This is a genomic window from Microbacterium deminutum, from assembly GCF_039530205.1.
GTDB lineage: Bacteria > Actinomycetota > Actinomycetes > Actinomycetales > Microbacteriaceae > Microbacterium > Microbacterium deminutum.
This window is the reverse complement of sequence record NZ_BAAAOG010000002.1, coordinates 553,490-577,838: the sequence shown is the minus strand read 5'-3', so window position 1 is coordinate 577,838 and position 24,349 is coordinate 553,490. Positions and strand designations below refer to the sequence as shown.

Annotated in this window: 26 protein-coding genes; 15 read left to right on the top strand and 11 right to left on the bottom strand. The window is 69.3% G+C overall.

Going from position 1 to position 24,349, the window contains the following annotated elements; translation table 11 throughout:
* Positions 1-56: 56 nt before the first annotated feature.
* The 4 genes from ABD212_RS08930 (at position 57) to ABD212_RS08915 (ending at position 1,757) form a co-directional block, all read left to right on the top strand.
* Positions 57-275, top strand: coding sequence for a hypothetical protein (locus ABD212_RS08930; protein ID WP_344093534.1), 219 nt, complete (start codon positions 57-59; stop codon positions 273-275).
* 99 nt (positions 276-374) lie between these two features.
* Positions 375-782 carry an SHOCT domain-containing protein gene (locus ABD212_RS08925; RefSeq protein WP_344093532.1) on the top strand — a complete coding sequence of 136 codons (408 nt, stop codon included), beginning with the start codon at positions 375-377 and terminating at the stop codon, positions 780-782.
* A gap of 193 nt (positions 783-975) precedes the next feature.
* Positions 976-1,395, top strand: coding sequence for a DUF6325 family protein (locus ABD212_RS08920; RefSeq protein WP_344093530.1), 420 nt, complete (start codon positions 976-978; stop codon positions 1,393-1,395).
* A gap of 11 nt (positions 1,396-1,406) precedes the next feature.
* On the top strand, positions 1,407-1,757 hold the full coding sequence (locus ABD212_RS08915; RefSeq protein ID WP_344093527.1) for an SHOCT domain-containing protein: 351 nt from the start codon (positions 1,407-1,409) through the stop codon (positions 1,755-1,757).
* Between the two features lie 58 nt (positions 1,758-1,815).
* Here the strand turns inward: ABD212_RS08915 and ABD212_RS08910 are convergent, their stop codons facing one another.
* The 10 genes from ABD212_RS08910 to dnaK form a co-directional block, all read right to left on the bottom strand.
* Positions 1,816-2,346, bottom strand: coding sequence for a hypothetical protein (locus tag ABD212_RS08910; RefSeq protein WP_344093525.1), 531 nt, complete (start codon positions 2,344-2,346; stop codon positions 1,816-1,818).
* Between the two features lie 135 nt (positions 2,347-2,481).
* A complete protein-coding gene (locus ABD212_RS08905; RefSeq protein ID WP_344093523.1) occupies positions 2,482-3,204 on the bottom strand; it encodes a potassium channel family protein in 723 nt (240 codons plus the stop codon).
* A complete protein-coding gene (locus ABD212_RS08900; RefSeq protein WP_344093521.1) occupies positions 3,201-4,286 on the bottom strand; it encodes an AI-2E family transporter in 1,086 nt (361 codons plus the stop codon). Before ABD212_RS08900 ends, ABD212_RS08905 begins: the two co-directional genes overlap by 4 nt.
* A gap of 55 nt (positions 4,287-4,341) precedes the next feature.
* Positions 4,342-4,527 (bottom strand): hypothetical protein, encoded by a 186-nt coding sequence (locus ABD212_RS08895; protein ID WP_344093519.1) that lies wholly within the window; start codon positions 4,525-4,527, stop codon positions 4,342-4,344.
* Entirely contained in the window at positions 4,524-4,937 is a 414-nt protein-coding gene (locus ABD212_RS08890; RefSeq protein WP_344093517.1) for an MmcQ/YjbR family DNA-binding protein, read from the bottom strand. Before ABD212_RS08890 ends, ABD212_RS08895 begins: the two co-directional genes overlap by 4 nt.
* A gap of 48 nt (positions 4,938-4,985) precedes the next feature.
* Positions 4,986-6,569 (bottom strand): MFS transporter, encoded by a 1,584-nt coding sequence (locus tag ABD212_RS08885; protein WP_344093515.1) that lies wholly within the window; start codon positions 6,567-6,569, stop codon positions 4,986-4,988.
* Between the two features lie 60 nt (positions 6,570-6,629).
* Positions 6,630-7,127 (bottom strand): heat shock protein transcriptional repressor HspR, encoded by a 498-nt coding sequence (locus ABD212_RS08880; RefSeq protein ID WP_344093513.1) that lies wholly within the window; start codon positions 7,125-7,127, stop codon positions 6,630-6,632.
* A gap of 168 nt (positions 7,128-7,295) precedes the next feature.
* On the bottom strand, positions 7,296-8,288 hold the full coding sequence (locus tag ABD212_RS08875; RefSeq protein WP_344093511.1) for a DnaJ C-terminal domain-containing protein: 993 nt from the start codon (positions 8,286-8,288) through the stop codon (positions 7,296-7,298).
* 16 nt (positions 8,289-8,304) lie between these two features.
* Entirely contained in the window at positions 8,305-8,925 is a 621-nt protein-coding gene (locus tag ABD212_RS08870) for a nucleotide exchange factor GrpE (protein WP_344093509.1), read from the bottom strand.
* 2 nt (positions 8,926-8,927) lie between these two features.
* A complete protein-coding gene (dnaK, locus tag ABD212_RS08865; RefSeq protein WP_344093507.1) occupies positions 8,928-10,808 on the bottom strand; it encodes a molecular chaperone DnaK in 1,881 nt (626 codons plus the stop codon).
* A 229-nt stretch (positions 10,809-11,037) separates the two neighbouring features.
* On the opposite strand from dnaK, the gene ABD212_RS08860 reads away from it, so the two are divergent.
* From ABD212_RS08860 to ABD212_RS08845, 4 genes are all read left to right on the top strand, one after another.
* Positions 11,038-11,610 (top strand): GNAT family N-acetyltransferase, encoded by a 573-nt coding sequence (locus ABD212_RS08860; protein WP_344093505.1) that lies wholly within the window; start codon positions 11,038-11,040, stop codon positions 11,608-11,610.
* Between the two features lie 156 nt (positions 11,611-11,766).
* Positions 11,767-13,107 (top strand): MFS transporter, encoded by a 1,341-nt coding sequence (locus ABD212_RS08855; RefSeq protein WP_344093503.1) that lies wholly within the window; start codon positions 11,767-11,769, stop codon positions 13,105-13,107.
* A 137-nt stretch (positions 13,108-13,244) separates the two neighbouring features.
* Complete coding sequence (locus ABD212_RS08850) at positions 13,245-13,802, top strand: hypothetical protein (protein ID WP_344093501.1); 558 nt, start codon at positions 13,245-13,247, stop codon at positions 13,800-13,802.
* 200 nt (positions 13,803-14,002) lie between these two features.
* Positions 14,003-15,910, top strand: coding sequence for a vWA domain-containing protein (locus ABD212_RS08845; RefSeq protein WP_344093499.1), 1,908 nt, complete (start codon positions 14,003-14,005; stop codon positions 15,908-15,910).
* Between the two features lie 24 nt (positions 15,911-15,934).
* Here ABD212_RS08845 and ABD212_RS08840 read toward each other — a convergent pair whose 3' ends face one another.
* Positions 15,935-16,483 carry a MarR family winged helix-turn-helix transcriptional regulator gene (locus ABD212_RS08840; protein ID WP_344093497.1) on the bottom strand — a complete coding sequence of 183 codons (549 nt, stop codon included), beginning with the start codon at positions 16,481-16,483 and terminating at the stop codon, positions 15,935-15,937.
* 128 nt (positions 16,484-16,611) lie between these two features.
* On the opposite strand from ABD212_RS08840, the gene ABD212_RS08835 reads away from it, so the two are divergent.
* The 7 genes from ABD212_RS08835 to ABD212_RS08805 all read left to right on the top strand — a co-directional run bounded on the left by ABD212_RS08835 (position 16,612) and on the right by ABD212_RS08805 (position 24,323).
* Positions 16,612-17,601 carry a MarR family winged helix-turn-helix transcriptional regulator gene (locus ABD212_RS08835; RefSeq protein ID WP_344093495.1) on the top strand — a complete coding sequence of 330 codons (990 nt, stop codon included), beginning with the start codon at positions 16,612-16,614 and terminating at the stop codon, positions 17,599-17,601.
* Positions 17,602-17,749: 148 nt separating this feature from the next.
* Complete coding sequence (locus ABD212_RS08830; RefSeq protein WP_344093493.1) at positions 17,750-18,457, top strand: hypothetical protein; 708 nt, start codon at positions 17,750-17,752, stop codon at positions 18,455-18,457.
* 77 nt (positions 18,458-18,534) lie between these two features.
* Entirely contained in the window at positions 18,535-19,239 is a 705-nt protein-coding gene (locus ABD212_RS08825) for a sirohydrochlorin chelatase (RefSeq protein WP_344093491.1), read from the top strand.
* Between the two features lie 168 nt (positions 19,240-19,407).
* Positions 19,408-21,147, top strand: coding sequence for a nitrite/sulfite reductase (locus tag ABD212_RS08820; RefSeq protein ID WP_344093489.1), 1,740 nt, complete (start codon positions 19,408-19,410; stop codon positions 21,145-21,147).
* Between the two features lie 103 nt (positions 21,148-21,250).
* Positions 21,251-21,994 carry a phosphoadenylyl-sulfate reductase gene (locus ABD212_RS08815; protein ID WP_344093487.1) on the top strand — a complete coding sequence of 248 codons (744 nt, stop codon included), beginning with the start codon at positions 21,251-21,253 and terminating at the stop codon, positions 21,992-21,994.
* On the top strand, positions 21,991-23,007 hold the full coding sequence (gene cysD / locus ABD212_RS08810; RefSeq protein WP_344093485.1) for a sulfate adenylyltransferase subunit CysD: 1,017 nt from the start codon (positions 21,991-21,993) through the stop codon (positions 23,005-23,007). Before ABD212_RS08815 ends, cysD begins: the two co-directional genes overlap by 4 nt.
* Positions 23,007-24,323: a sulfate adenylyltransferase subunit 1 gene (locus ABD212_RS08805; RefSeq protein ID WP_344093483.1), complete on the top strand. Its 1,317-nt coding sequence runs from the start codon at positions 23,007-23,009 to the stop codon at positions 24,321-24,323. Before cysD ends, ABD212_RS08805 begins: the two co-directional genes overlap by 1 nt.
* Positions 24,324-24,349 lie beyond the last annotated feature (26 nt).

The following is a 24,349-nucleotide window of genomic DNA, read 5'->3' as shown; positions in this document are numbered from 1 at the left end:
GATGTCGCACGATACCGCTATCCGCGGGTTACGACCGCGGGGCGAGGAGGTCGTGCATGCACGCTCACGTCATGGAGGTCGTCGTGCGAGGCAGGCTCGGAGCGGATCTCGTCGCCGCGCTGGACGGCTTCGACGTCGAGCCCGGCGAGGGCGGACTGACACGGATCATCGGGCCCGTTCCGGATCAGTCGATGCTGTTCGGCCTGCTCGACATGTTCGACGGGCTGCACATCGAAGTCGTGTCGGTGAACCCGGTCGACCCCGGAGAGGCCTAAATTCTCACCCGTGGCGGGTGACGCAACGCCAGCGGACGCATCGTTAGCGTCAAAGAGAAGCGGTGGGCTACCCGGCTCGCCCCGAACGAATGGAACGACATGATCTTCTCTGACAACAGCAGCTTGTGGTCTCTGCTTGTCTGGTTCTTCTGGGTCTTCGTCTTCTTCGCCTACCTGATGGTCCTCTTCTCGATCCTGAGCGACCTCTTCCGGGACTCCGAGCTGAGCGGGTGGTGGAAGGCCGTCTGGATCGTCTTCCTGATCTTCGTGCCATTCATCACCGCGTTGGTGTACCTCATCGCTCGCGGCAACGGCATGACCAAGCGCGGCATGGCGCAGGCCGCCGAGATGCGCAAGGCGCAGGACGACTACATCCGTCAGACCGCGGGCACGGCAGCGGGAGGGAGCAGCGTGGACGACATCGCCAAGGCGAAGTCCCTCCTCGACTCCGGCGCCATCACGCAGGCGGAGTTCGACGCCATCAAGGCGAAGGCGCTGGCCGGCTGAGCGCTGCAGAAGCGTCCAGAGCGGCAGGCGTTGTTCATCCGAACAGGCCTGCCGCTCTTGCGTGTTCAGCCGTAGTCTCAAATCACCCGAGTGGGATGACGACCGCCGGTCGGCACGACACGAGGCTTGGGTTCACAACCCATCCGCCGAGCGGCTCTTCGACCGCCTACGGCAGTTGAATTCGGAGGTATCCATGACAACGTTCGACTACGGCCCGATCGAGTTCTACGCCATCGGCTTCGAGGGCGAGAGACCAGGGCCGGGGGTCCTCCAGGCGATCGACGACCTCGTCACGTCGGGCACGGTGAATCTCCTCGACCTGGTGTTCGCCACGAAGTCCGAGGACGGCGAACTGACCGTGCTGGAGCTCTCCGACACGATGGACGATGCCGGCGTCCCCGCCCTGGACCTCGCCGGTCTCGCGAGCGAGGAGGACATCAGCGACCTCACCGAGGGCATCGAACCAGGGACGTCGGCGGCGATCCTCGTCGTCGAGCTGCTCTGGGCGAAGGCCTTCGCGGGCGCTCTCTACGATGCCGGCGGCATGGTCGTCGCCCGGCAGGGAATCCCCGCACCCTTGGTGAATGCATATCTGTCCGAGCACATGGGCTGAAGGAGAAGATCATGATGAGAAGGAGAGGCCGTCCCGGTCTCGTAGGAATGGCCGCTCGCACCGCCGTCGTCGCGGGGACCGCAACCGCGGTGTCCGGCGCCGTCGCCGGCCACCAGCAGGACAAGGCGAATCAGGCCTACGAAGCGCAGGCCTACGAGGCCCAGCAGCAGCAGGCCGCCATGGACGCAGCAGCGGCGCAGGCCGTGGCGAACGCCCAGGCGGCTGCACCGCCGCCGCCTGCAGCTCCGGCCGGGGGCGGCTCCGACCTGATGGCGCAGCTGAACCAGCTGGGCACCCTGCACGCACAGGGCATCCTTTCCGATGAGGAGTTCGCAGCGGCCAAGGCCAAGCTGCTGAGCTGAGCGCGATCGCAGCGGGGGTCCGAGCCGGTCACCCGGCCGGACCCCCCGTCTGCATCGGTCAGTGGACGCCGGATTTGAGCAGGATCATCAGGATGCCGAACCCGGCCGTCGCCATCGAACCCAGTACGCGGATGTACCAGCGTGCCTTGCGACGCGCGAACGCGATGTAGCCGAGCACGGCCAGCACGGCCACGCACGTCCAGAGGGCGATCCAGGCCGCGGCGTCGTCGGGCACGATGTGCGCGACCCCCAGCAGCAGGATGCTCGAGGGGATCAGAGCCGAGACGAGAAGCCCCCACGATCGGCGCAGCGAAAGTCGAAGCGATTCTCGGATGCCGATGATCCGGCCGTCCTCGAACCCGTGATGTGCGACGGTGCCCGCGTACACATGCGCAGCCCAGAACACGATCACCGTGCCGACCACCTGCAGGAAGACCTGCCAGGCCGTCGCTTCGTGTGAGCCCGCAGCGACGATCATGCCCGCGACGAGGATGACGCCGTAGACGCCCTCGTCGGTTGCGAAATGCCGCCGCACCAGATGCAGGCCGCCGACCCGTCGACCCTGCCGGCCGCTGTGACCGTCGGTCATCGGCGCTCCCTCTGGGCTCGGACGGCTGACAGGCCGAGCATATCGCCCCGGATGCGCGCTGCTGTCTGGCCATCGCGAGGCGCATCTGCTCCTGCGGGTCCAGGATTCGAGCAGCCGTTGAGCTTCAAGGGGTGATCACTGCTCCGGCGGGGGACCTCCGCTGAGCCGGTTCGTGATCCGCGTGAGGTCCTTCGACATGGCGCGGATCTGGCCGCGCGTCGCCGGCTCGTCGTCGTCGCTGGACCGGGCCGCCGCTCTCTCGAGCACCCACGACGCGAACGTCGCGGTCACGACGCCGACGACCGCAACGCCTCCGGCCATGAGGCCCACCGCGACGGTCCGACCCGCCGCGGTGACGGGATAGTAGTCGCCGTACCCCACCGTCGTGATCGTGACGAACGCCCACCACACGGCATCCCCGAACGTCTCGATGTTCGCGCCCGGCTTGCCGCGTTCCGCGTCGAGCACCGCGAGGGCAGCGACCCAGATGAGGATGAGGGCGGCTCCCGCGCCATACACCGAGATGCGGCTGCGCAGCGCGGTCCCCTGCGACGTGCGCTTCGACGCCACCCGCGTGAACGCCTGAAGCAGCCGCAGCGGCTTGAGCGGCGGGATGATGACGACGAGGAGGTCGAAGATGTGGTGCCGGAACCAAGGGCCCCGGGGTGACGACAGCCACAGGCGCACCAGATAGTCGACGATGAAGACGAACCACGTCGCATAGACGAAGCTCCGAGCGATGGTCTCCGCGGTGCCCGAGAGCTCGAAGATGACCTGCAACGAGTACGCGATGATGAACAGCACCGACGCGATGAGCAGCGGCCAATAGGTGATCTGGAACCACCGCTCCTCGGTCATGGCACCGCTCCGCTCTGGCGTGCGACGGCCGTGTCGCCCGAAAGCCATCGCAGCCATCGCTTGCCGGGGTCACCTTCGAGCACGAGGGCCCTCGCGAGGAGCGTCAGCGGGATCGAGAGGATGGCGCCCAACGGTCCGATGATGAAGGTCCAGAAGATCACCGAGAAGAAGCTCAGCGTCAGGCTCAGGTTGACCGCGTCGCTCACGAACTTCGGCTGCACGAGCACCTGCAGGGTGACGTTGACGACGCAGTAGATCGCGATGACAGCAAGCATCAGCGGCCATCCGCCGACGACGAGCGCGAGCAGCGCGGGCGGTACGAGCCCGATCACGAAGCCGATGTTCGGGATGAAGTTCGTCACGAACGCGAGGATCGCCCAGACCGCCGGCGCCGGGATCCCCAACGCCCACAGCGCGAGTCCGTCGATGATCGCGACGACTGCGCCGAAGCTCGCATTCACGACGTAGTAGCGACGCACACCCGAGTTGAACGCCACGAACCGGTGCACGAGCGGCCTCACCTCCGCCCCGAACGCATGCTCGGCCCGGGTGTAGCGCGCTCCGTCCGCGGCCATGAAGATGACGTACGCCAGCACGAAGAAGAACGCCGTGAGCACGCTCAGCACGGTGCCTCCGAGTGAGGCGGCGAAGGCGAGGATGTTCGCGGGATCGAGAACGGATGCCGCGGCATCCGCCCCCTGCTGATCGAGCCCCAGCGACCCGAGCCAGGCGATGACCGACTTCGCGGTCGCCTGCAGCTGGTCGCTGAAGTCGCCCACGAGCCGCGCGAACTGGACGCCCGCGAAGGTGAGCAGGAGCGCCAGGAAGGCGAGGATGAGATACGCCACGACGATCACGGCGGTCGTCGCCGCCCAGCGCGGCCAGCCGGCCCGCTCGAGCGGGTGCCGGACCGGGTGGCAGATGATCACCATCACCGCGCCGAGCACGAGAGGCCCGACGAGACCGCGCGCGAACGCCAGCCCCGCCAGCGCGATCACCGCGGCGGCGAGCCCGATGAGCACCCGCAGCGTGGGTGACAGCGCGGCGGGCGCCGGCGCGGCCGGCGGGCGGGTGGGGCTCACGCCGCCAGGTTATCCGCGGCGTCGCCGTCGCCCGCGAGGGCGCGCCCGCAACGGATCACGGGCGCGGGGGGACCTGCCGGCCGGAGTCCTGCTGCAGCGCGGCGGCGTTGCGGATGAAGAGGATGATCCATCCGAACACGAGCAGCCCGGCGACGAGTTCGACCGCGGTGAGCGTGTAGTGCCCCACGAAGATGAGCGCGGCGCGGGCGAGCGTCGTGACGAGGATGCCGGCGATGATCAACCGCCGCCGTGTTCGGCGAGCCACTCATCCGCGGTGTGCTGGGGCACCTTCAGCAGCCATGCGTCGGTGATGACCTCGCGCAGCTGGTCGAGGTCGATCTCGTCCAGCCGCACCAGCGCAGCCGGGTAGCCGTCGAAGTGCGGGATGGTGAAGAAGATGTCCGGGAAGGATCCCAGGAGTGCCTCCTTGCCCTCGAGGCCCTCGGTGGCGACGGCCACGGTCACTCCCGGCGGCCACTCCCGCCCGAGCGCGGCGAGTTTCGTGAGGTCGGCCTTGCTCGGCCCTCGCTCCCACACGAAGACGCCGCTTCCGGCGCGCCACTTCGCAGAGCGGCGGTGCCCGTCGACGACCTCCTCGACGCCGGGGAACTCCAGAGCGATCGCGCGCACATCGTCGAGTGTCAGGGTCACGCGTCAATGTTCTACCGGCGGTCCGACATCCGCCACCGTTCTGGCGGATCAGGCGCCGACCACCGACTCCGCGTTGCCGGAGGGCTCGGGATCGGGGAGGCGCCGCATGCGCAGGCCGTTGCCGATGCCGGCGAGGCCCGCGAGGATCGGGATGAGCAGGGCCACCTGCAGCGCGATCGGGCGGGCACGCTCGTTGATGGCGATGACCTCGTCCTGCACGTCCTGCGGCTCGCCGGCGAGCATTTCGTTCAGCTGCGTGGTCGAGATCAGCTGCGCATTCTCCTCGAGCACCGCGGAGATATGGGCCTTGTCATCCGCCGGCAGCACGGTGCTCGCATCCACCTGGGCGGTGAAGGTGAATGCCAGCGTCGCGAGCATGATCGCGCCGGCGAAGGCAAGGCCGAACGACAGGCCGAACGAGCCCGCCGCGGAGTTCACGCCGGCGGCCTCGCTCACCCGCTCGTTCGAGATCGGCGACAGCGTGTAGTTGTTCAGCTGCGAGACGAGCAGCCCGAGACCGGCACCCGCGATGATGAGCGGGATCGTCAGCCACCAGCCCGAGGTGGCCAGCGGCACGAGCGGAACCAGGATGCCGAGACCCACGACCAGCAGGATGAATCCGAGCAGGATGATGTTCGCGGGGCGGCCCTTGGCCCTCCGCCCGGCGAGGAGCGCGACCACGAACATGCTCAGCGACAGCGGCGCGATCGACAGTCCGGCGAGCAGGGCGTTGTACTCGAGCACCATCTGCAGGTACAGCGGCAGCACGATCATGGTGCCGCCGAGGGCGATCTGCTGCAGCAGCTGTCCGCTGATGCCCGACTGGAAGACCTTCGAGCGGAACAGGGCGGGATCGATGAGCGTCGCCTTGCCTCGCCGCTTGCGACTGACCAGCCACCAGGCGAAGCCGAGCATCGCCACGATGCCGAGGCCGATCAGCAGTGCCACGTACTCGCCGCCCTCCTGCCAGACGAGGATGCCGAGCACGATGCCGCCCATGCCGATGACCGAGAGCACGGCGCCGCCCCAGTCGACGACGCGGGATCCGGTGTACTTCGCATCCTTGACGAGCCCGATCCCGGAGAGGACCACCGCGATCACCACGGCCTCGAGCGCGAAGCCCACTCGCCACGACAGGAACGTCGTGATGAAGCCGCCCAGGAGGGGGCCGACCGCCGCCGCGATCGCAGCCGACGCGCCGACGAGCGCGTACACGCGCCGCTGGTGGGCGCCCTCGAAGTTGCCGTGGATGAGGGACTGCATCGCCGGCAGCAGCAGCGAGGCTCCGATGCCGCCGATGATGGCCCAGAAGATGATGACGGCGGTGAGGTTCTGGGCGAACACCATCGCGATCGCACCCACTGCGTACCCCAGCAGGCCGAGGATGTAGGCGCGCTTGCGTCCGATGAGGTCGCCGGTCTTGCCGCCGATGAGGATGAACGCCGCCGAGACCAGAGCCTCGAGCGCGATCGCGCCCTGCACGCCGCTGGCGGTCGTGCCGAGGTCTGTGACGACGGCCGAGATCGACACGTTCATGAGAGACGTGTCGACCACGAGCACGAACATCGCCATGGCGAGCAGGATGGCGAGTCGCCCGTTGAACGCGACGACCTCGGGCTTGCCTTCCGTCATGCGCTCACTGAACCACACGCCGGGCCGCAGTGGTGCGAGCCGGCGCGGATTTCTTCGCGATCAGGTCGCGTTCGGGTCGGCTTCGTCCTCGGATGCCGGGTCCCCGGCGCTCGCGTCGGCACCCTGCAACGGGCGTCGCGGGTTCCACACGACCACCTCGGTCGCCCGGCGCAGCCGCGTGCCGTGGCGCAGCGTCACGACGGCACCGGTCGCGCCCGCGGCGAAGACCCGCGCGCCGGGTCGGCGCTCCATCTCGGAGCGCATCTGCTCCTCGAGGTCGCGCACACGCAGATGCAGCTCTCTGACGCGCTCTTCGAGGTCGAGGATGCGCGCGATCGCGGGAAGCCCGATGCCCTCTCCCGACATCCGCGCGACCTGGCGGAGCTGCTCGACATGATGGAGGGAATAGCGCCGCGAACCGCCCTGGGTGCGGGCGGGGACGACCAGGCCGAGGCGGTCGTACTGGCGCAGCGTCTGCGGGTGCATGCCCGACAGCTCGGCGGCCACGGCGATGGCGAAGATCGGGGCATCCGCGTCGATCTCGCGCTGCTCACCCATCCGTCACTCTCCTTCCGGTTGCACCAGTCCCGGCCGTTGAGCGACGCTTCGAGTCGCATGCGCTCGCTCAGTGCGGGTGTGCGCGAGACGAAACGCATCGAGCGATCCAGTGCGTTTCGTCTCGTCGCTTCGCTCCTCGCTCAACGACCGGATGGGGAACTTCATGATCTAGCCCCGAGCCTTGGCCATCAGGTCGGCACGCGGGTTCTCTTTGGGCTCGAGGCTGTGGTATCGCTCGAGTGCCTCGCGTGCCGCGTCGTCCAGATGCGACGGCACCGCCACCTGGACTTCGGCGAGGAGATCGCCCGTGCCCTTCTCGGTCTGGACTCCGCGTCCCTTCACCCGCAGGACGCGTCCCGACGGCGTGCCGGGGGCGACGCGCAGCTTGACGGGGTCGCCGCCGAGCGTGGGCACCTCGATCGTGGCGCCGAGCGCGGCCTCGGTGAACGTCACCGGAACGGTGACGCGCAGATTGAGGCCGTCGCGGGTGAAGACCGGATGCGGCCGCACGGTGACCTGCACCACGATGTCTCCGTTCTCTCCGCCGTCCGGCGAAGGGCGACCACGGCCTCGCAGCCGGATCTTCTGGCTGTCGGACACGCCCGCCGGGATCTTCACCTTGAACGGCTTGCCATCCTCGCCCTGAAGCGTGATGGTCTCGCCCTTGGTGGCGGTGATGAAGTCGATCGTGGTGCGTGCCGTCATGTCCGCGCCTCGCGTCGGACCGCCGAAGCCGCGGAATCCGCCGCTCGGCTGCCCGAATCGACCCGACCCGAATCTGCCGCCCTGCTGCTCGTTGAACATCGCGAAGATGTCGTCGAAGTCCTCGGTGGTCTGTGCGCGACCACCGCGGCCCTGCGCGAACATCGAGAAGACGTCCTCGAATCCGCCGGTGCCCTGCCCGCCTGCGGTGAAGCGAGCTCCTGAACCCATGGCCCGGATGCCGTCGTACTCCTTGCGCTGCTCGGGATCGGAGAGCACCGAGTAGGCCTCGCTGATCTCCTTGAACTTCGCCTCCGCGGCGGCGTCACCCTGGTTGGAGTCCGGGTGGTACGTGCGGGCGAGCTTGCGATAGGTCTTCTTGAGCTCGGCTTCGCTGACGTCCTTCGAGACCCCGAGCACCTTGTAGAAGTCCTTGTCGAACCAGTCTTGGCTGGCCATGGATTTCCTCTCGGCGCTACTCGGCCGGCACCGCGACGACGACCTTCGCAGGACGCAGTTCGACGGAGCCCAGCCGGTAGCCGGTCTCGACGACTTCGAGGATCGTCGGCTCGCTCACGCCGGGGGTCGGCGCCTGGTAGATGGCCTCGTGCTGCTGCGGGTCGAAGATCTCGCCCGCCGCGCCGTAGGTCGACAGTCCCATGCGCTCGGCCACGCCGCGCAGCTTGTCGGCGATCGCCGAGAACGGGGTCCCCTCTTCGAGGTCGCCGTGCTTCTCGGCCCGGTCGAGATCGTCGAGCACCGGCAGCAGGCCCTTCGCGACCGTGCCCCTGGCGCGCTCCAGCTCGATCTCGCGCTGCTCCTCGGTGCGGCGCCGATAGTTCGCATACTCGGCCTGCAGGCGCTTGAGGTCGTTCAGCAGCTGGGACTCGAGGTCGGCGAGGACGGCGTCCTCGGCCGCGGCATCCGCGTTCTGGGCGGCGCCGAGGATGTCCTCGACCGTGAGGGCGTCCTCGCCGTCGAGGTCGGAGGCGTCAGGCGTCTGCGCCGGCGCCTCCGATCCCTCGTCGGCGGGCTGGTCGCCGGCCCCGTCAGGGACCGGCGACTCCCCCGGGTCTTCGGAGTTCTTCTTCGCCATGGCTACTTGCTCTCGTCTTCCTCGTCGACGACCTCGGCGTCGACGACATCCTCATCGGAGCCGGTCGAACCGCCGTCCGCGCCATCGGCGCCTTCCGAAGGACCGTCCGCCGGACCAGGCTGCGACTGCGACGCCTGGCTCGAGGCGTAGATCGCCTCGCCCAGCTTGCCCTGGCTCTGGTTGAGCTTGTCGAAGGCGGTCTTGACCGCGTCGTCGTCGTCGCCCGCGAGCGCCGACTTGAGAGCGTCGACATCCGCCTGCACCGACTCCTTGACATCGGCCGGCAGTTTGTCGTCGTTGTCCTTGATCAGCTTGTCGATCGAGTAGGCGAGGGTCTCGGCCTGGTTGCGGGTCTCGGCGGACTCGCGGCGCTTCTTGTCTTCGGCGGCGTGCTCCTCGGCCTCGCGCACCATGCGCTCGATGTCGTCCTTCGGCAGCGACGAGCCGCCGGTGATGGTCATCGACTGCTCCTTGCCGGTGCCCTTGTCCTTGGCCGACACGTGCACGATCCCGTTCGCGTCGATGTCGAACGTGACCTCGATCTGCGGGATGCCGCGCGGAGCCGGCGCGATGCCGGTCAGCTCGAAGGTGCCCAGCGGCTTGTTGTCGCGCGTGAAGTCGCGCTCGCCCTGGAAGACCTGGATGGCGACCGACGGCTGGTTGTCGTCGGCGGTCGTGAACGTCTCGCTGCGCTTGGTCGGGATCGCCGTGTTGCGCTCGATGAGCTTCGTCATGATGCCGCCCTTGGTCTCGATGCCGAGGCTCAGCGGGGTGACGTCGATCAGCAGCACATCCTTGCGCTCGCCCTTAAGGACGCCGGCCTGCAGGGCGGCGCCGACGGCGACGACCTCATCCGGGTTCACGCCCTTGTTGGGCTCCTTGCCGGCTTCCTTCATGACGAGGTCGCTCACCGCGGGCATGCGCGTCGAGCCGCCGACGAGCACGACGTGGTCGATGTCGCTGACCTTGATGCCGGCCTCGCGGATGACGTCCTCGAAGGGCTTCTTGGTGCGGTCGAGGAGATCCTTGGTGAGGTCCTCGAACTTGGCGCGCGTGATGGTCTCGGACAGTGACACCGGGCCGGATTCCGTCAGCGACAGGTAGGGCAGGTTGACGCTCGTCGAGGTCGAGCTCGAGAGCTCCTTCTTCGCCTGCTCGGCGGCCTCCTTGAGGCGCTGCAGCGCGATCTTGTCGCCCGACACGTCGACGCCGGTGGTGTCCTTGAACTGCTTGATGAAGTAGTCGACGAGGCGCTGGTCCCAGTCGTCGCCGCCGAGGCGGTTGTCGCCCGCGGTCGAGCGCACCTGGATGGTCGAGAAGTCGTCGTCCTTGCCCACCTCGAGGAGGGAGACGTCGAACGTGCCGCCACCGAGGTCGAAGACGAGGATGAGCTCGTCCTCCTTGCCCTTGTCGAGGCCGTAGGCCAGCGCGGCGGCGGTCGGCTCGTTGATGATGCGCAGGACGTTCAGCCCCGCGATCTCGCCGGCCTCCTTGGTGGCCTGGCGCTCGGCGTCGTTGAAGTACGCGGGGACGGTGACGACGGCATCCGTCACCGTGTCGCCGAGGTACTGCTCGGCGTCGCGCTTGAGCTTCTGCAGGATGCGCGCCGAGATCTCCTGCGGCGTCCACTTCTTGCCGTCGACGTTGAAGCTCCAGTCGGTGCCCACGTGGCGCTTGACGCTCGAGACGGTGCGATCGACGTTGGTGACGGCCTGGCGCTTGGCGGTCTCGCCGACGAGCACCTCGCCGTCCTTGGTGAACGCGACCACCGACGGGGTGGTGCGGAAGCCTTCGGCGTTCGCGATGACCTTGGGCTCGCCGCCCTCGAGGACGCTCACGACGGAGTTCGTGGTTCCGAGGTCGATTCCAACAGCACGTGCCATGTGATCTCTCCTTGTCATGCGCTGCGACGGATGCCGCAGCGCGGGGGTTTGTGGGAAGTTCGGGGATCCCGGGTTGAGTCGGGATGGCTCAAGGCTACCGATCGGCCTCGTACGTGTCAAATGAACTTGAGTCGAATCGACTCAAGTTCATGTCGATACGTCGTTGGACGGAGTACGCGAGGATCTGCAGCCCCACCACCGCCAAGCCGACGAGGAGCATGATGGGCCCATGCCACTGCCCTGGGACTTCCGCCCGATCGAGGGCGGACGCGTGCGACTGGATGCGATGCGCAGCGACGACTTCGACGCGCTGTACGCGCTCCACTCCGATCCCGAGGTCTGCCGATACCTGCTGTTCGAGCCGCGGTCGGCCGAGCAGGTCGCAGCGGTCCTCGAGCGCGACGCTCCCAAGACGCGGCTCGAGAAGGTCGACGACTACATCCAGCCCGCCATCCGCCTGCGCGATGGTGACGGCGGGCTCGTCGGCACCATGTATCTGCACCTCACGTCCGTGGACGACCGGACCGCGGAGATCGGCTGGCTGGTGGGGCCGAGTTTCCAGGGCCGAGGATACGCGCGGGAGTGCGCCGAGCTGCTGCTCGAGCTGTCGTTCGGCGAGCTGGGGCTGCACCGCGTGCACGCCGAGCTCGACCCGAGGAACGCGGCATCCGTCGCCGTCTGCGTGCGCCTCGGCATGCGTCACGAGGCGACCTTCGTCGAGCACATGTGGCTCAAGGGCGAGTGGACCGACACCGGCATCTACGCGATCCTCGAACGGGAATGGGCAGACCGGCAGCGTTGAGTACGGTGACGTGCCAGGGCACCCCGTGCGTCTCAGCCGGCGGCGCTGATCGCGGGATAACCTGAGCACGCGCCGCAACGTCGCGGCGCGGCATCCGTCGCCGACCGTGCACCGCATGCCACCGGACGTTCACCGAAAGGGCCTACCTTGGCCGACATGGATCCTGGCGACCCGCGCATCCCCGCAGAGGCCGTCGCTGCGGCAGCCGGCGTATCGCCCGAACGCACGAGCCGCGGCAGGGTGCTGGCATGGGGCCTGTGGGACTGGGGCTCCGCCGCGTTCAACGCCGTCGCTACGACGTTCGTGTTCACGGTCTACCTCACCGGCAAGGCGTTCGGCGATGAGACGACGACCTCGACGGCGCTGTCGTGGGCGCTAGCCGCTGCCGGCATCGTCGTGCTGCTGACAGCGCCGATCATCGGGCAGCGGACGGATGTCTCCGCTCGACGCAAGCTCTGGCTCGCGATCAACACGGGAATCGTGGTGCTCTGCCTCGCCCTGATGTCTCTCGTCCGCCAGGATGCGGCCTACCTCTGGTTCGGCCTCGGCCTGCTTGCCGTCGGCACGATCTTCTACGAGCTGGCGGCGGTCAACTACAACGCCATGCTCACCCAGGTCTCGACGCCGCGCTCGGTCGGCAAGGTCTCGGGCTTCGGCTGGGGCATGGGCTACATCGGCGGCATCGTCCTGCTGCTCATCGTGTACTTCGGCTTCATCCACCCCGACGTCGGCCTTTTCGGCGTGACGGGCGCAGACGGGATGTCGGTCCGCGTGTCGATGCTCATCGCCGCGCTGTGGTTCGCGATCTCGGCGATCCCGGTGCTCTTCGCCGTCCCCGAGAACAAGCCGATCGGCGGCGGACGCGACAAGGTCGGCTTCTTCGCCTCGTACCGGCTGCTCGCCCGGGACATCGCGCGACTGTGGCGCGAGAGCCGGCACACCGTCTACTTCCTCCTCTCGAGCGCCATCTTCCGCGACGGGCTCACCGGCGTCTTCACCTTCGGCGGCGTGCTCGCGGCCGGGACGTTCGGCTTCAGCGCGGGCGAGGTCATCGTCTTCGCGATCGCGGCCAACATCGTCGCCGGCATCGCGACCATCTCCAGCGGCGCCCTCGACGACCGATTCGGGGCGAAGCCGCTGATCGTCGTCTCTCTCGTGGGACTGATCATCAGCGGGCTGTGCGTCTTCTTCTTCCACGCCGGCGGCCAGACCGTGTTCTGGATCTTCGGGCTGATCCTGTGCCTCTTCGTCGGTCCGGCTCAGTCCGCGTCGCGCACCTTCCTCGCGCGGCTCATCCCGCCGGGGCGTGAGGGCGAGGTCTTCGGCCTCTATGCCACGACGGGCCGCGCCGCGGTGTTCATCGCCCCGCTGTTCTTCGGCATCTTCGTCGCGATCGGCGGCGCGCAGTACTGGGGGATCCTCGGGATCGTCCTGGTGCTGCTGGTCGGCCTGCTGCTCCTCCTGCCGGTGAAGGCCTCGCAGCCTCAGCTCCGCTGAGTGTCCGGCCGGGATCAGGCTGTTGTTTCGGGGCCGGAGCGGCCTCCAGAGTTCTTCAGGGGTCACCCATCGGCATCCGCTAGCCTCGCTCGGGGGGTCACTATTGACCGCTGCAAGTGAAAGGCCCGTGTCAACCCGTGACCATGCCCCTCGTCGAGCGCCGACGCGCCGCGAGACATCGACGTGCGCTCGGCTACTGGGGCGTGATGCTGTCCCTCTACCTCTCGCTGTGGCTGGGCACGATGCTCGTGCCGCCCCGGTGGCTGCACATGTCGATGCTGTTCGCGCACCTCGCCTCGATCATCGTCGGCCTCGGCGCCGCGGTCTTCCTCGAGTTCAACGGGCTGCTCTGGATGATCGGGCGGCGGACGCTCGCCGACCTGCGTCACACCGAGCGTTCGGTGTCGGCATTGGCGTGGATCGGCATCCTGGGCCTGTTCGCCAGCGGGGCGTTCCTGCAGCCGAACCTGCAGGCCCCGCTGACCGAGATCAAGATGCTGGCCGTGCTGGTGGTTGCGATGAACGGCGTCGCCATGACCCGGCTGACGGCTGATCTCGCCCGGCTGCCATCGCAGATGCCGTTCCGGTCGGTGCCGCCTCGTGTGCGGCTGTGGTGCGTCTGGAGCGCCCTCGTCTCGCAGGCGGGGTGGTGGACCGCGGTGGTCATCGGGATGCTGAACACCGCGTCGCACTGAAGAACCCTTTGGCGGTCGCTCAGGATCGCGGGTTAGGCTGTGCAGACCACGGATCGCCCGATCCGTGCTGTATTCTCGCGGGTTCTGCGCCCGCTTCAGGTCTCCCCCCACCTGAGGAACTTCGCCATGCCTGAGCCCGTGCTCGCCATCCACGCCGCGCCCCGCGCCGTCGTCCGTCCCCTCCTTCCGGGAGTCCGCCGATGAGCGCCCCGCAGCCCTCCGCCATCGAGGAGCGCCGACGGGCTCGTCGCGCGCGCCAGCGCCGCCTCGTCATCTGGCTGAGCATCGCCTGCATCGTGACCCTGGTCGCGGCGATCGGCACGGTCGGCTCGCTCGTCTTCTCGGCTCTGGCGAGCAGCGGGTCGGCCTCCGCGGATTCCGGACCCACGCCGACGCGCACGCCCGAGTCACTCGTCTTCCCCGACGACGAGCCCGCGACGGCAGGCGGCGCCGAGCCGTGCACCGCCGTGACGGTGATGTCCTCGTTGGAGAACGCGGAGATGGTCTCCAACCTCGCGAAAGGCTACAACGCGAAGCCGCGGAACATCGACGGCACCTGCGTCGTCGTCACGCCGGAGCGCGACAAGTCCGGCGTCGTGGCCGAGGCCGCCGTCGCCGGCTTCGCCGGGGTCCCGGCCGACAAGCGGCCGACCGTCTGGATGCCCGACTCGCACACCTGGCTCTCGCTGGCGCGGGCGGGGGGCGCGGCATCCGTCCCCGCCGGAGGCGACAGTGTGGCGACCTCGAACGTCGTGCTCGCCATGCCGGCGCCCCTCGCCGAGTCCATCGGGTGGGATGCCGAGCCGCCGACGTGGACGGACGTCTTCGACGCCGCGGCCGACGCCAACCTCTGGAGCAACCTCGGCCACCCCGAGTGGGGTGCCTTCAAGCTCGGCAAGACGAGCCCGCTCGTGGCCACGTCGGGCGAAGCGGCGATGTTCGCCTCGTTCGGCACCGCGTCCGGATCGATCGCGCACCTGAAGGCGTCGTCGATCGAGGACCCGAAGATCCAGGCGACGGTGCAGCAGCACGAGCTCTCGACGAGCCACTACATGGCCACCCCCGAGCACTTCCTCTGGCACGCGCGGCAGGCCGAAGCCACCGGATCGGCCGCAGACTTCCTCTCCGCCGTGATCGTCGACGAGAAGTCGGTCTGGGACTACAACCGCGGCATCACGAGCCGCGACGGCATCACCCGCATCGTCGCGGACCCCCCGAAGGAGCCGCTCGTCCCGATCTACCCGACCGACGGGGTCTTCGCGGCCGACAATCCCGCGGTCGTGCTGACCGGGGACTGGGTCGACCAGCACGAGGCGGATGCCGCCGCGGACTTCCTGCGCTACGCGGGCACCGCGCAGGGCCAGCAGATCGTGCGCTCGTCGGGCTACCGCGACCTGAACGGCGAGCTCGACCCGGCCGTGGCCGAGACGGCCAAGCTCGCGGCCGACCCCGCTGGTGTGCTGCCGTTGCCCCAGCAAGACGTCGTGGCAGCTGTGAACAAGACGTTCTCCGACGTGCGCAAGCGCGCGAACGTGCTGTTCCTCGTCGACGTGTCAGGCTCCATGGACGAGCCGATCTCCGCGTCGGACACCAAGCTCTCCGCGGCGAAAGCCGCCATCACGCAGGCCCTCGGCCACTTCACGACCGGCGACGGCGTCGGTCTCGCCGCCTTCGCGCAGGATGCCGGCGGAACGATGCTGCCCGGGGAGGTCGCGCCCGTCGCCGACATCTCCACCTCGCAGAACGCGTTCCTGAGCGCCCTGGGCGGCCTGCACTCGATGGGGGACACGCCGCTGTATCAGGCGGTGGACACGTTCGCCGCCCAGCAGGCGAAGCTGTCGTCGCCCGACAAGATCACGGCGATCGTCGTGCTGAGCGACGGCAAGAACGACACGAACCACGACACCATCGGGGCCGACAAGATGCTCGCCGACCTGACGGATCTCCACCACGCGTCGCCGGTGCTCGTGTTCACCCTCGCGTACGGCGCGGATGCCGACGTCGACACGCTCCAGGCGATCTCGAAGGCGACCGGCGCGCACTACTACGACGCGACCGACCCGACGAAACTCGAATCGGTCCTGGGCGACCTCGTCACCAGCTTCTGACGTCCGCCGGAACGAGCCCGCGGGTCAGCGCGGCCAGCCGTCGGCGAGCTTCGTGAGCAGTCGCGCGAGTTCGATCCGCTCTTCGTCGCTGAAGGGCGCCAGCGCCGTGTCGATCGCGTCGCGCCGTTCCCCGCGGAAGCCTCGCACCAGTGCGGCACCCTGCTCGGTGAGCGCCACGCGCGTGCGACGGGCGTCGTCCGGATCCGCTTCGCGCCGGACGAGTCCCATCTCGACCGACTGCTGCACGAGCCGCGACGCCCGCGGCTGATCGACGCCGACCGCCTCGCCGATCTCGCTGACGGTGAGGGGAGCGGATGCCGCGGCCAGCGCGTCGAGCAGGCGGAGGCGCGCCGGCCCGCCGAAGCGCGCGCCGGCCACCCAGGGCGGCGGCCCGCCGTGCCCTCGGCCATGGTGGGGTCCCCCGTGCATCCACGGAGGCTCGCCGTGCGCGTAGTGCGGGCCCATCGCGATCGGGTTCGCCTCCCATGGCGGGCGCGGCATCCGGCGCCCCCGCAGCCGGGCGAGCGCGGCGGCGATCGCGTCGGCGGGGTCGACGGGGCTGTTCGGAGTCACAAGACGAATTTACATGCCACTTGACATGTGATGTAACCGCATGTCACACTACATATACATGCTCTTCGACATGTATTCGACGAAGAGCCCGAGCGACCTCACTGCGCCGCACGACGAAAGGACTTCTGATGGACAACGAATACACCGACAACGAAAGCACCGGCGACGAGAACATCGCCGCCGAGAACACCGAGGACACCGAGGACACCGCCGCCGAGCGTCGGCCCCTCGGCTACTGGCTCCGGACCGTCGACGCCTACATCTCGCGCGAGGTCACCCGCGCCTTCGAGGGCGAGGGCGTCAGCCGCCGGGAATGGATGCTGCTGAACGCGGTCTCCGGCGACGTCAAGGTCCCCGGCTTCGCCGAGCGCCTCGCCCGCAGGGGCAAGCGCCTCCGGAGCCTCGAGGAGCGTGGCTGGGTCGAAGAGGCCGGCGACGGCACCTGGGTCCTGACCGATGAAGGGCGCGCCGCGAAGGAGCGCCTCGGCACGGTCGTGGACGCCCTCCGTGCGCGCGTCGCCGGAGCCGTCTCGCCCGAGGACTTCGCGACCACACTCGCCTCACTCGAGGCGATCGCCCGGGAACTGGGCTGGAACGAGGAAGAGGGCACGCCCTGGGCGGGCTTCGGGCGCGGATTCGGTCGTGGCGGCTGGGGCTTCGGTCCCGGCGCAGGGCGGGGCTTCGGCACGGGAGCGGGACGGGGCTTCGGCCCTGGCTTCGGCCCTGGCTTCGGCCCTCGGCCGTTCGGGCCCGGCTTCGGACCTGGGCCGTTCGGGCCCGACGTGCGCCACGGAGCCGACCCGCGTCGGTTCGGACGCGGGTTCGGCCCCGGATTCACGCCGGAGCAGGCTGAGCACTTCGCCGAGCACTTCGCCGAGCACTTCGCTCACCACGTGCACGATGACTGGCACGGCCATGGTCGCGCCGACTGGCAGGGCCACGGACACGGCGAGCGCCACGGTCACGACCCGCGCGGTCGTCGCCCGGGCCACGGCAAGGGTCACGGCCACGGCGGCAGCGGTCACGGTCACCACGGCCACGGTCGCCCCGACGACGTGCAGAGCGCGTACGAGCGCGGCTTCGAGGCCGGCTTCACCCGCGGCCACGCTGCCTCGTAGCCCTCACCCCGCTCAAACCACCCCTTCTCACCGAACCACCCGCGATGGCCCGCCATCCGGTGTGGTCTCGGTGAGAAGGGGTGGTTTCGCTGTGATCGGCTGGGGCGCATCGGCCCCTCCCGAGAGTGCGCCGGCGGATAATCTCACCATGGCGGGTGCCGACTGGGAGGGTGAGCTTGCGCGCCTGCGGGAGCGGGCGTACGGTCCGGATGCCGACATCCTGAACGATGCCGCGGCACGCGCCCGTCTCGACGAACTCGAGCTGCGCCGGGTCGTCGACAGCTCGCGTACGGCCGATGCCGCAGACACTGCGCCCGCCGTCGAAGACGGCCCCTCGAGCCCGGGCGCTGCGGGCACCGAGGCTCCGGCAGCGCCGAGCCCTTCGCGACCTGCCGCCGGTCGCGTCTGGCGCCGGCGTCGGCTCGCACTGGTCTGGATCGCGAGCACGGTCGCCGCCGTCGCGCTCGGCGCCGCGGCCGCGACCGCGGTGATCCAGACGTCCGGTTCGCATGACGCCGTCCTGGGCACGACGTCGGCACCAGCCGTGGGCGCGGCGTTCGATCCGACCGACGTGCAGGGCATCCGATACTACGAGAGCTTCGCCGGCATCCACGTCGCCTCCGGCACCGTCGCCGGCCGGCCGTGTCTCACGGTATGGACGGCCGCGAACGCCACCGTCACCGCCTCTTCCTTCCATTGCGGCACCCGGCAGTTTCCGCCCAGCATCGACCTCGTGCTCGATGACGCCGCCGGTGACATCATTCCCGCCGAGGCGATCAAGCGATTCGGGCGTGGCGCGATCATCCGGTTCGCGCTCGTTCGCGACACCGTGACCGTCGACATCGAGGGCCGCTGACCGTCGCCGGACCGACTCACCGCACTCGCGCTCGTAAGGCGAGCGCGCTCGAACCTCAGCCGCGCGACAATGAGGGGATGCCGCAGCCAGCGCTCCTCGCGATCTCGCACGGCACGGATTCCCGCGCGGGGCAGTCCGCCGTCCGGCGGCTGGTCGATGCGGTCGCAGATCGCCTGCCCGACGTCACCGTGCGTCTCGGTCACGTCGACGTGCAGCAGCCGGATGTCGCGGCATCCCTCGAAGCGCTCCCTGCGGAGGCGCCCGTCGTCATCGTGCCGCTGCTGCTCTCGGCCGGCTACCACGTGCGCGTCGACCTGCGTGCCCAGTCCGCCGGTCGCCAAGGCGTGGTGATCGCGCCCGCGCTCGGCCCCGACCCGAGGCTCGTCGAGGTGCTGGTCGAGCGGCTCCACGCGCTCGAGGCCTCTGACTCCGACACGATCGTCCTCGCCGTCGCGGGCTCGAGCGACGAGCGAGCGAACGACGACTGCCGAGCCGTCGGAACGATGCTCGGCGAGCGACTGTCACGCCGCGTCACCGTCGGGTTCCTCGCCGCCGCCGATCCGCGCCTCGACGCCGCGGTCGCTCAAGGCGCCACCCGAGGCTCGCGCGTGGTCGTCGCGAACTATCTGCTGGCGCCAGGCTATTTCCAGGACCTCGCGGTGCGCCTCGCGGGCGGCGCATCCGTCGCGCGCCCCCTGCTCGATGCCGATGCGCCCGCGGCGGGCCTGGTCGACGTCGTGCTGGACCGATACCGCACCGCTGCGGGCAGGCTCCCCGACTGAGATCCGGACCGCAGCCAACTCGCCGCGCTATGCAAGTGTGTGACGCCCGGTTACGCAGGTTAACGCCCGTTGACACTCGGATAGGCCGTCGCGCGCAGCGCTCCTAACCTCACGAAGTGGGCCGTATCGAGTCCACCCCGGGGACGCCCGGGTCATCCGGAGGCCACCGTGAGCATCAGCGACACGCATCAGCGACCGACCGCGCCACACCCAGAGCACGCGCCCGCGCGGCCACCCAGACCGTCCTCCAAGCCCAACGGGCAGTGGAAGATCGACGGCACCGCCCCGCTGAACGGCAACGAGGAGTGGAAGCAGGTCGACGGCGGCCTCGCCGTGCGCGAGCGCATCGAGACGGTGTACGCGCGCGACGGCTTCGCGAGCATCGATCCCACCGACCTGCACGGCCGCTTCCGCTGGTGGGGCCTGTACACGCAGCGCAAGCCCGGCATCGACGGCGGCAGGACCGCGACGCTCACACCGGAAGAGCTCGAGGACTCTTACTTCATGCTGCGCATCCGCATCGACGGCGGCCAGCTGACCACCGAGCAGCTCCGCGTCATCGCCGGCATCTCGACCGAGTTCGGGCGCGACACCGCCGACCTCACCGACCGCCAGAACATCCAGCTGCACTGGATCGAGGTCGAGGCGATGCCCGAGATCTGGCGCCGCCTCGAGGGCGTCGGGCTCGGCACGACCGAGGCCTGCGGCGACGTGCCGCGCGTCATCCTGGGCTCGCCGGTCGCAGGCATCGCCGCGGACGAGCTGATCGACCCCACCCCGCAGATCGACGAGATCACCTCGAAGTTCATCGGCGACGAGTCCCTCGCGAACCTCCCGCGCAAGTTCAAGTCGGCCATCACCGGCCACCCGAGCCAGGACGTCGTCCACGAGATCAACGACGTCGCCTTCGTCGCCGTCGAGCATCCCGAACTCGGCATCGGCTACGACCTGTGGGTCGGCGGCGGCCTCTCGACCGCTCCGCGTCTCGCCGAGCGTCTGGGTGTTTTCGTCGCGCCGGAGCGGGTGGCGGATGCCTGGCACGGCGTCGCGCAGATCTTCCGCGACTACGGCTACCGGCGGCTGCGCAACAAGGCGCGGTTGAAGTTCCTGCTCGCCGAGTGGGGCACCGAGAAGTTCCGCCAGGTGCTCCAGGACGAGTACCTCGGCTACGTGCTGCCCGACGGGCCGGCGGCGCCGAAGCCGCGCACAGCAGGCGACCACGTCGGCGTCCACCGTCAGAAGGACGGCCGCTTCTACGTCGGCGTGACGCCGATCGTCGGGCGCGTCTCGGGCCCGACCCTGGCTAAGCTCGCCGACCTCATCGAGGCGCACGGCTCGACGCGCCTGCGGACGACCCCGCACCAGAAGCTCGTCATCCTCGACGTCCCCGAAGACCGCGTGGAGTCGCTCATCGCCGGGCTCGACGACCTCGGGCTCTCGGCCCGCCCGAGTCTCATCCGCCGCGGCACCATCGCGTGCACGGGCCTGGAGTTCTGCAAGCTCGCCATCGTCGAGACGAAGGCCTACGCCACCGCCGCCGTGCTCGACCTCGAGCAGCGTCTCGACCGGTTCGAGCTGCCGCATCCGATCTCGCTGCACGTGAACGGCTGCCCGAACTCGTGCGCGCGCATCCAGACCGCTGACATCGGACTCAAGGGCCAGCTCGTCATGGACGACTCGGGCGAGCAGGTGCCGGGCTACCAGGTCCATCTGGGCGGGGGGCTCGCGTCGCAGGACCGCGACGAGGCCGGTCTCGGCCGTACGGTGCGCGGCCTGAAGGTCACCGCCGACGGCATTGCGGACTACGTTGAGCGCGTCGTCGCCCGGTTCCTCGCGGACCGGGATGGCGCCGCCGACGAGACGTTCGCCGAATGGGCCCACCGCGCCGAAGAGGAGGCCCTGCAATGAGCCTCTCACCCACACGTCCCGTCTCGCTGGACGAGCGTGGACTCCCGGTCGTCGAGCGAGCGAAGCGAGACGAGACGCGCCGAACCGACGAGGAGCTCCGAGCATGACCGTCTCACTCGCCCCGCGCCTGACCACGAAGCGCACGGCCCAGGAGCTCGAGGCACTCGCCGTGCAGGGCAACCTCGACCTCGGCAGCCTGACCGACCACGAGGCATCCCCCGCCGAGGTCGTCGCCTGGGTCGCCGAGCATTTCGGCACGCATGCCGCGGCGGTCGCCTGTTCGATGGCGGATGCCGCGCTGCCGCACCTCGTGGCGGAGCAGCTGCCCGGAGTCGATGTGCTGTTCCTCGACACCGGCTACCACTTCGCCGAGACGCGCCACACGCGGGACGAGGTCGGACGCGTGCTCGATGTGCGGATCGTCGATGTGCTGCCGCAGCAGACCGTCGCCGAGCAGGACGCCGAGTTCGGCGCGAAGCTGCACGACCGGGACCCCGCGCTGTGCTGCGAACGCCGCAAGGTGGCGCCCCTCAAGGACGCGCTCGGCGGATACGAGGTCTGGTTCACGGGGGTGCGCCGCGAAGAGGCGCCGACCCGGACGAACACGCCACTCGTCACCTGGGATGCTCGCAACGGCCTGGTCAAAGTCAACCCCGTTGCCGCGTGGAGCTTCGACGACCTGCTCGACTACGCCGGCGCGCATCAGGTGCCGGTGAACCTGCTCGTCACCAACGGCTACCCCTCGATCGGCTGCGAGCCGTGCACGAAGGCCGTCGCTCCGGGCGAGGATCCGCGCTCCGGCCGCTGGGCCGGCCTGTCCAAGACGGAATGCGGGCTGCACCTATGACTGAGGACCGAATCGCCACGGCCACTCCGGTCGTTGAGCGAGCGAAGCGAGACGAAACGGCTTCGGACGTCCAGAGCGCTTCGTCCCGTCGCTTCGCTCCTCGCTCGAGCACCGCTCCGCACCGCCTGTCGACCCTCGACCTCCTCGAAGCTGAGGCCATCCACATCATCCGCGAGGTGGTCGCAGAGTTCGAGCGTCCTGTGCTGCTGTTCTCGGGTGGCAAGGACTCGGTCGTGGTGCTCCATCTCGCCACCAAGGCCTTCGCACCCGGGCGCGTTCCGTTCCCGGTGCTGCATGTCGACACGGGCCACAACTTCCCCGAGGTCATCGCGTTCCGCGACGAGACGGTGGCCCGGCTCGGCATCCGTCTCGAAGTCGCCCACGTGCAGGATTACATCGACGACGGCCGCCTGCAGGAGCGCCCGGACGGCACCCGGAACCCGCTGCAGACCCTTCCGCTGCTCGACGCGATCACGGCCGGCCGCCACGACGCCGTCTTCGGCGGCGCCCGCCGCGACGAGGACAAGGCCCGCGCCAAGGAGCGCATCATCTCGCTCCGAGACGAGTTCGGCCAGTGGGACCCGCGCAACCAGCGTCCCGAGCTGTGGAGCCTGTACAACGGCCGGCACACGCCCGGGCAGCACGTGCGCGCTTTCCCGATCTCGAACTGGACCGAGCTCGACGTGTGGCAGTACATCGAGCGGGAGGGCATCCCGCTCCCGTCGCTGTACTTCGCACACGCCCGCGAAGTGTATGCCCGCGACGGCATGTGGCGGCCCGTCGGTCCGTTCTCACCGCCCCGAGCAGACGAGCCCGTCGAACTGCGAACCGTCCGCTATCGGACGGTCGGCGACATGAGCTGCACCGGAGCCGTCGTATCTGAGGCCGCTGACCTCGCATCCATCGTCGTCGAGGTCGCCCGCTCCACCCTCACCGAGCGCGGCGCCACCCGCGCCGACGACCGGCTCTCGGAGGCTGCCATGGAGGACCGCAAGAAGGACGGGTACTTCTGATGGCCGGGACGCTCACCTCGACGAGGTCGCTGTTCCGGTTCGCCACCGCGGGCTCGGTCGACGACGGCAAGTCGACCCTGGTCGGACGCCTGCTGCATGATTCCAAGGCGATCCTGGCCGACCAGCTCGAACAGGTGCAGCGCACCTCGGCCGAGCGCGGCTTCGCCCATGGCGACTTCGACTTCGCCCTGCTGACCGATGGCCTTCGGGCCGAGCGCGAGCAGGGCATCACGATCGACGTGGCGTACCGGTATTTCTCCACCGGCGAGCGCTCCTTCATCCTCGCCGACTGCCCCGGCCATGTGCAGTACACGCGCAACATGGTCACCGGCGCCACGACTGCGGATGCCGTGATCGTGCTCGTCGACGGGCGCAAGGGGGTCCTCGAACAGACCCGCCGCCACCTCGCAGTGGTGGCGCTGCTGCGCGTGCCGCACGTCATCCTCGCCGTCAACAAGATCGACCTGACCGGGTTCTCGCAGGAGGCCTTCGCCGCCGTCGCGGCGCAGGCGGAGTCCGTCTCGGCCGAGCTCGGCATACGCGATCTGCATGTCCTGCCCGTCTCGGCGCTCGAGGGCGACAACATCGTCGAGCGCTCGGAACGAACCCCCTGGTACGACGGACCCGCCCTGCTGCCGCTGCTGGAGGCGCTGCCGGCCGCCGACGAGCTCGAGCAGGAGTTCGAGCCCTTCAGGCTGCCGGTGCAGGCCGTGCTCCGCCCGCAGGGAGGCCTCGCCCCCGCCCTCGCGGCTGATCCCGTGGAGGCCGAGCGACTGCGCGACTACCGCGCGGTCACCGGTCGCATCGCGGCGGGTGTAGTGCGCGTCGGCGACGGGGTTGAGATCTTCCCGTCGCGAATCGCCACCACCGTCACCGGAATTCGCGTCGCGGGCGCCGAGGTGGACGAGGCCGTCGCGCCGCAGTCGGTCTCACTGGAGTTCGCCGACGAGCTCGACACCGCTCGTGGTGCGGTCGTGGTGGCCGCGGGGACCCTTCCCGGCGGACGTCGCGAAATCGACGCCGAGCTCTTCCACCTCGACACGCGGCCGCTGGTCGCCGGCACGCGAGTGCTCGTCAAGCACGGCACGGCTACGGTGCAGGCGATCGTCACGCAGATCGACTCGCGTTACAACCTCGACACTCTCGCCCACGAACCTGCCGAGAGCCTGGCCACGAACGACATCGGCCGCGTGCGGCTGCGACTCTCGGCCGAACTGCCGCTCGAGCCGTACGACACGAGCCGTCACGGGGGCTCGTTCCTCGTCGTCCATCCGTCCGACGGTGCAACACTCGCCGCCGGCATCACGCGCGACTGAACCGCCGCGCATCACCCGATTGAAAT

Coding starts and splice junctions, on each gene's coding strand:
- ABD212_RS08915 (WP_344093527.1), top strand. CDS start 1,407: ATGATGAGAAGGAGAGGCCGTCCCGGTCTCGTAGGAATGGCCGCTCGC.
- ABD212_RS08905 (WP_344093523.1), bottom strand. CDS start 3,204: ATGACCGAGGAGCGGTGGTTCCAGATCACCTATTGGCCGCTGCTCATC.
- ABD212_RS08835 (WP_344093495.1), top strand. CDS start 16,612: ATGGACAACGAATACACCGACAACGAAAGCACCGGCGACGAGAACATC.
- ABD212_RS08920 (WP_344093530.1), top strand. CDS start 976: ATGACAACGTTCGACTACGGCCCGATCGAGTTCTACGCCATCGGCTTC.
- ABD212_RS08845 (WP_344093499.1), top strand. CDS start 14,003: ATGAGCGCCCCGCAGCCCTCCGCCATCGAGGAGCGCCGACGGGCTCGT.
- ABD212_RS08885 (WP_344093515.1), bottom strand. CDS start 6,569: ATGACGGAAGGCAAGCCCGAGGTCGTCGCGTTCAACGGGCGACTCGCC.
- ABD212_RS08860 (WP_344093505.1), top strand. CDS start 11,038: ATGCCACTGCCCTGGGACTTCCGCCCGATCGAGGGCGGACGCGTGCGA.
- dnaK (WP_344093507.1), bottom strand. CDS start 10,808: ATGGCACGTGCTGTTGGAATCGACCTCGGAACCACGAACTCCGTCGTG.
- ABD212_RS08880 (WP_344093513.1), bottom strand. CDS start 7,127: ATGGGTGAGCAGCGCGAGATCGACGCGGATGCCCCGATCTTCGCCATC.
- ABD212_RS08870 (WP_344093509.1), bottom strand. CDS start 8,925: ATGGCGAAGAAGAACTCCGAAGACCCGGGGGAGTCGCCGGTCCCTGAC.
- ABD212_RS08805 (WP_344093483.1), top strand. CDS start 23,007: ATGGCCGGGACGCTCACCTCGACGAGGTCGCTGTTCCGGTTCGCCACC.
- ABD212_RS08875 (WP_344093511.1), bottom strand. CDS start 8,288: ATGGCCAGCCAAGACTGGTTCGACAAGGACTTCTACAAGGTGCTCGGG.
- ABD212_RS08925 (WP_344093532.1), top strand. CDS start 375: ATGATCTTCTCTGACAACAGCAGCTTGTGGTCTCTGCTTGTCTGGTTC.
- cysD (WP_344093485.1), top strand. CDS start 21,991: ATGACTGAGGACCGAATCGCCACGGCCACTCCGGTCGTTGAGCGAGCG.
- ABD212_RS08910 (WP_344093525.1), bottom strand. CDS start 2,346: ATGACCGACGGTCACAGCGGCCGGCAGGGTCGACGGGTCGGCGGCCTG.
- ABD212_RS08815 (WP_344093487.1), top strand. CDS start 21,251: ATGACCGTCTCACTCGCCCCGCGCCTGACCACGAAGCGCACGGCCCAG.
- ABD212_RS08855 (WP_344093503.1), top strand. CDS start 11,767: ATGGATCCTGGCGACCCGCGCATCCCCGCAGAGGCCGTCGCTGCGGCA.
- ABD212_RS08830 (WP_344093493.1), top strand. CDS start 17,750: ATGGCGGGTGCCGACTGGGAGGGTGAGCTTGCGCGCCTGCGGGAGCGG.
- ABD212_RS08825 (WP_344093491.1), top strand. CDS start 18,535: ATGCCGCAGCCAGCGCTCCTCGCGATCTCGCACGGCACGGATTCCCGC.
- ABD212_RS08930 (WP_344093534.1), top strand. CDS start 57: ATGCACGCTCACGTCATGGAGGTCGTCGTGCGAGGCAGGCTCGGAGCG.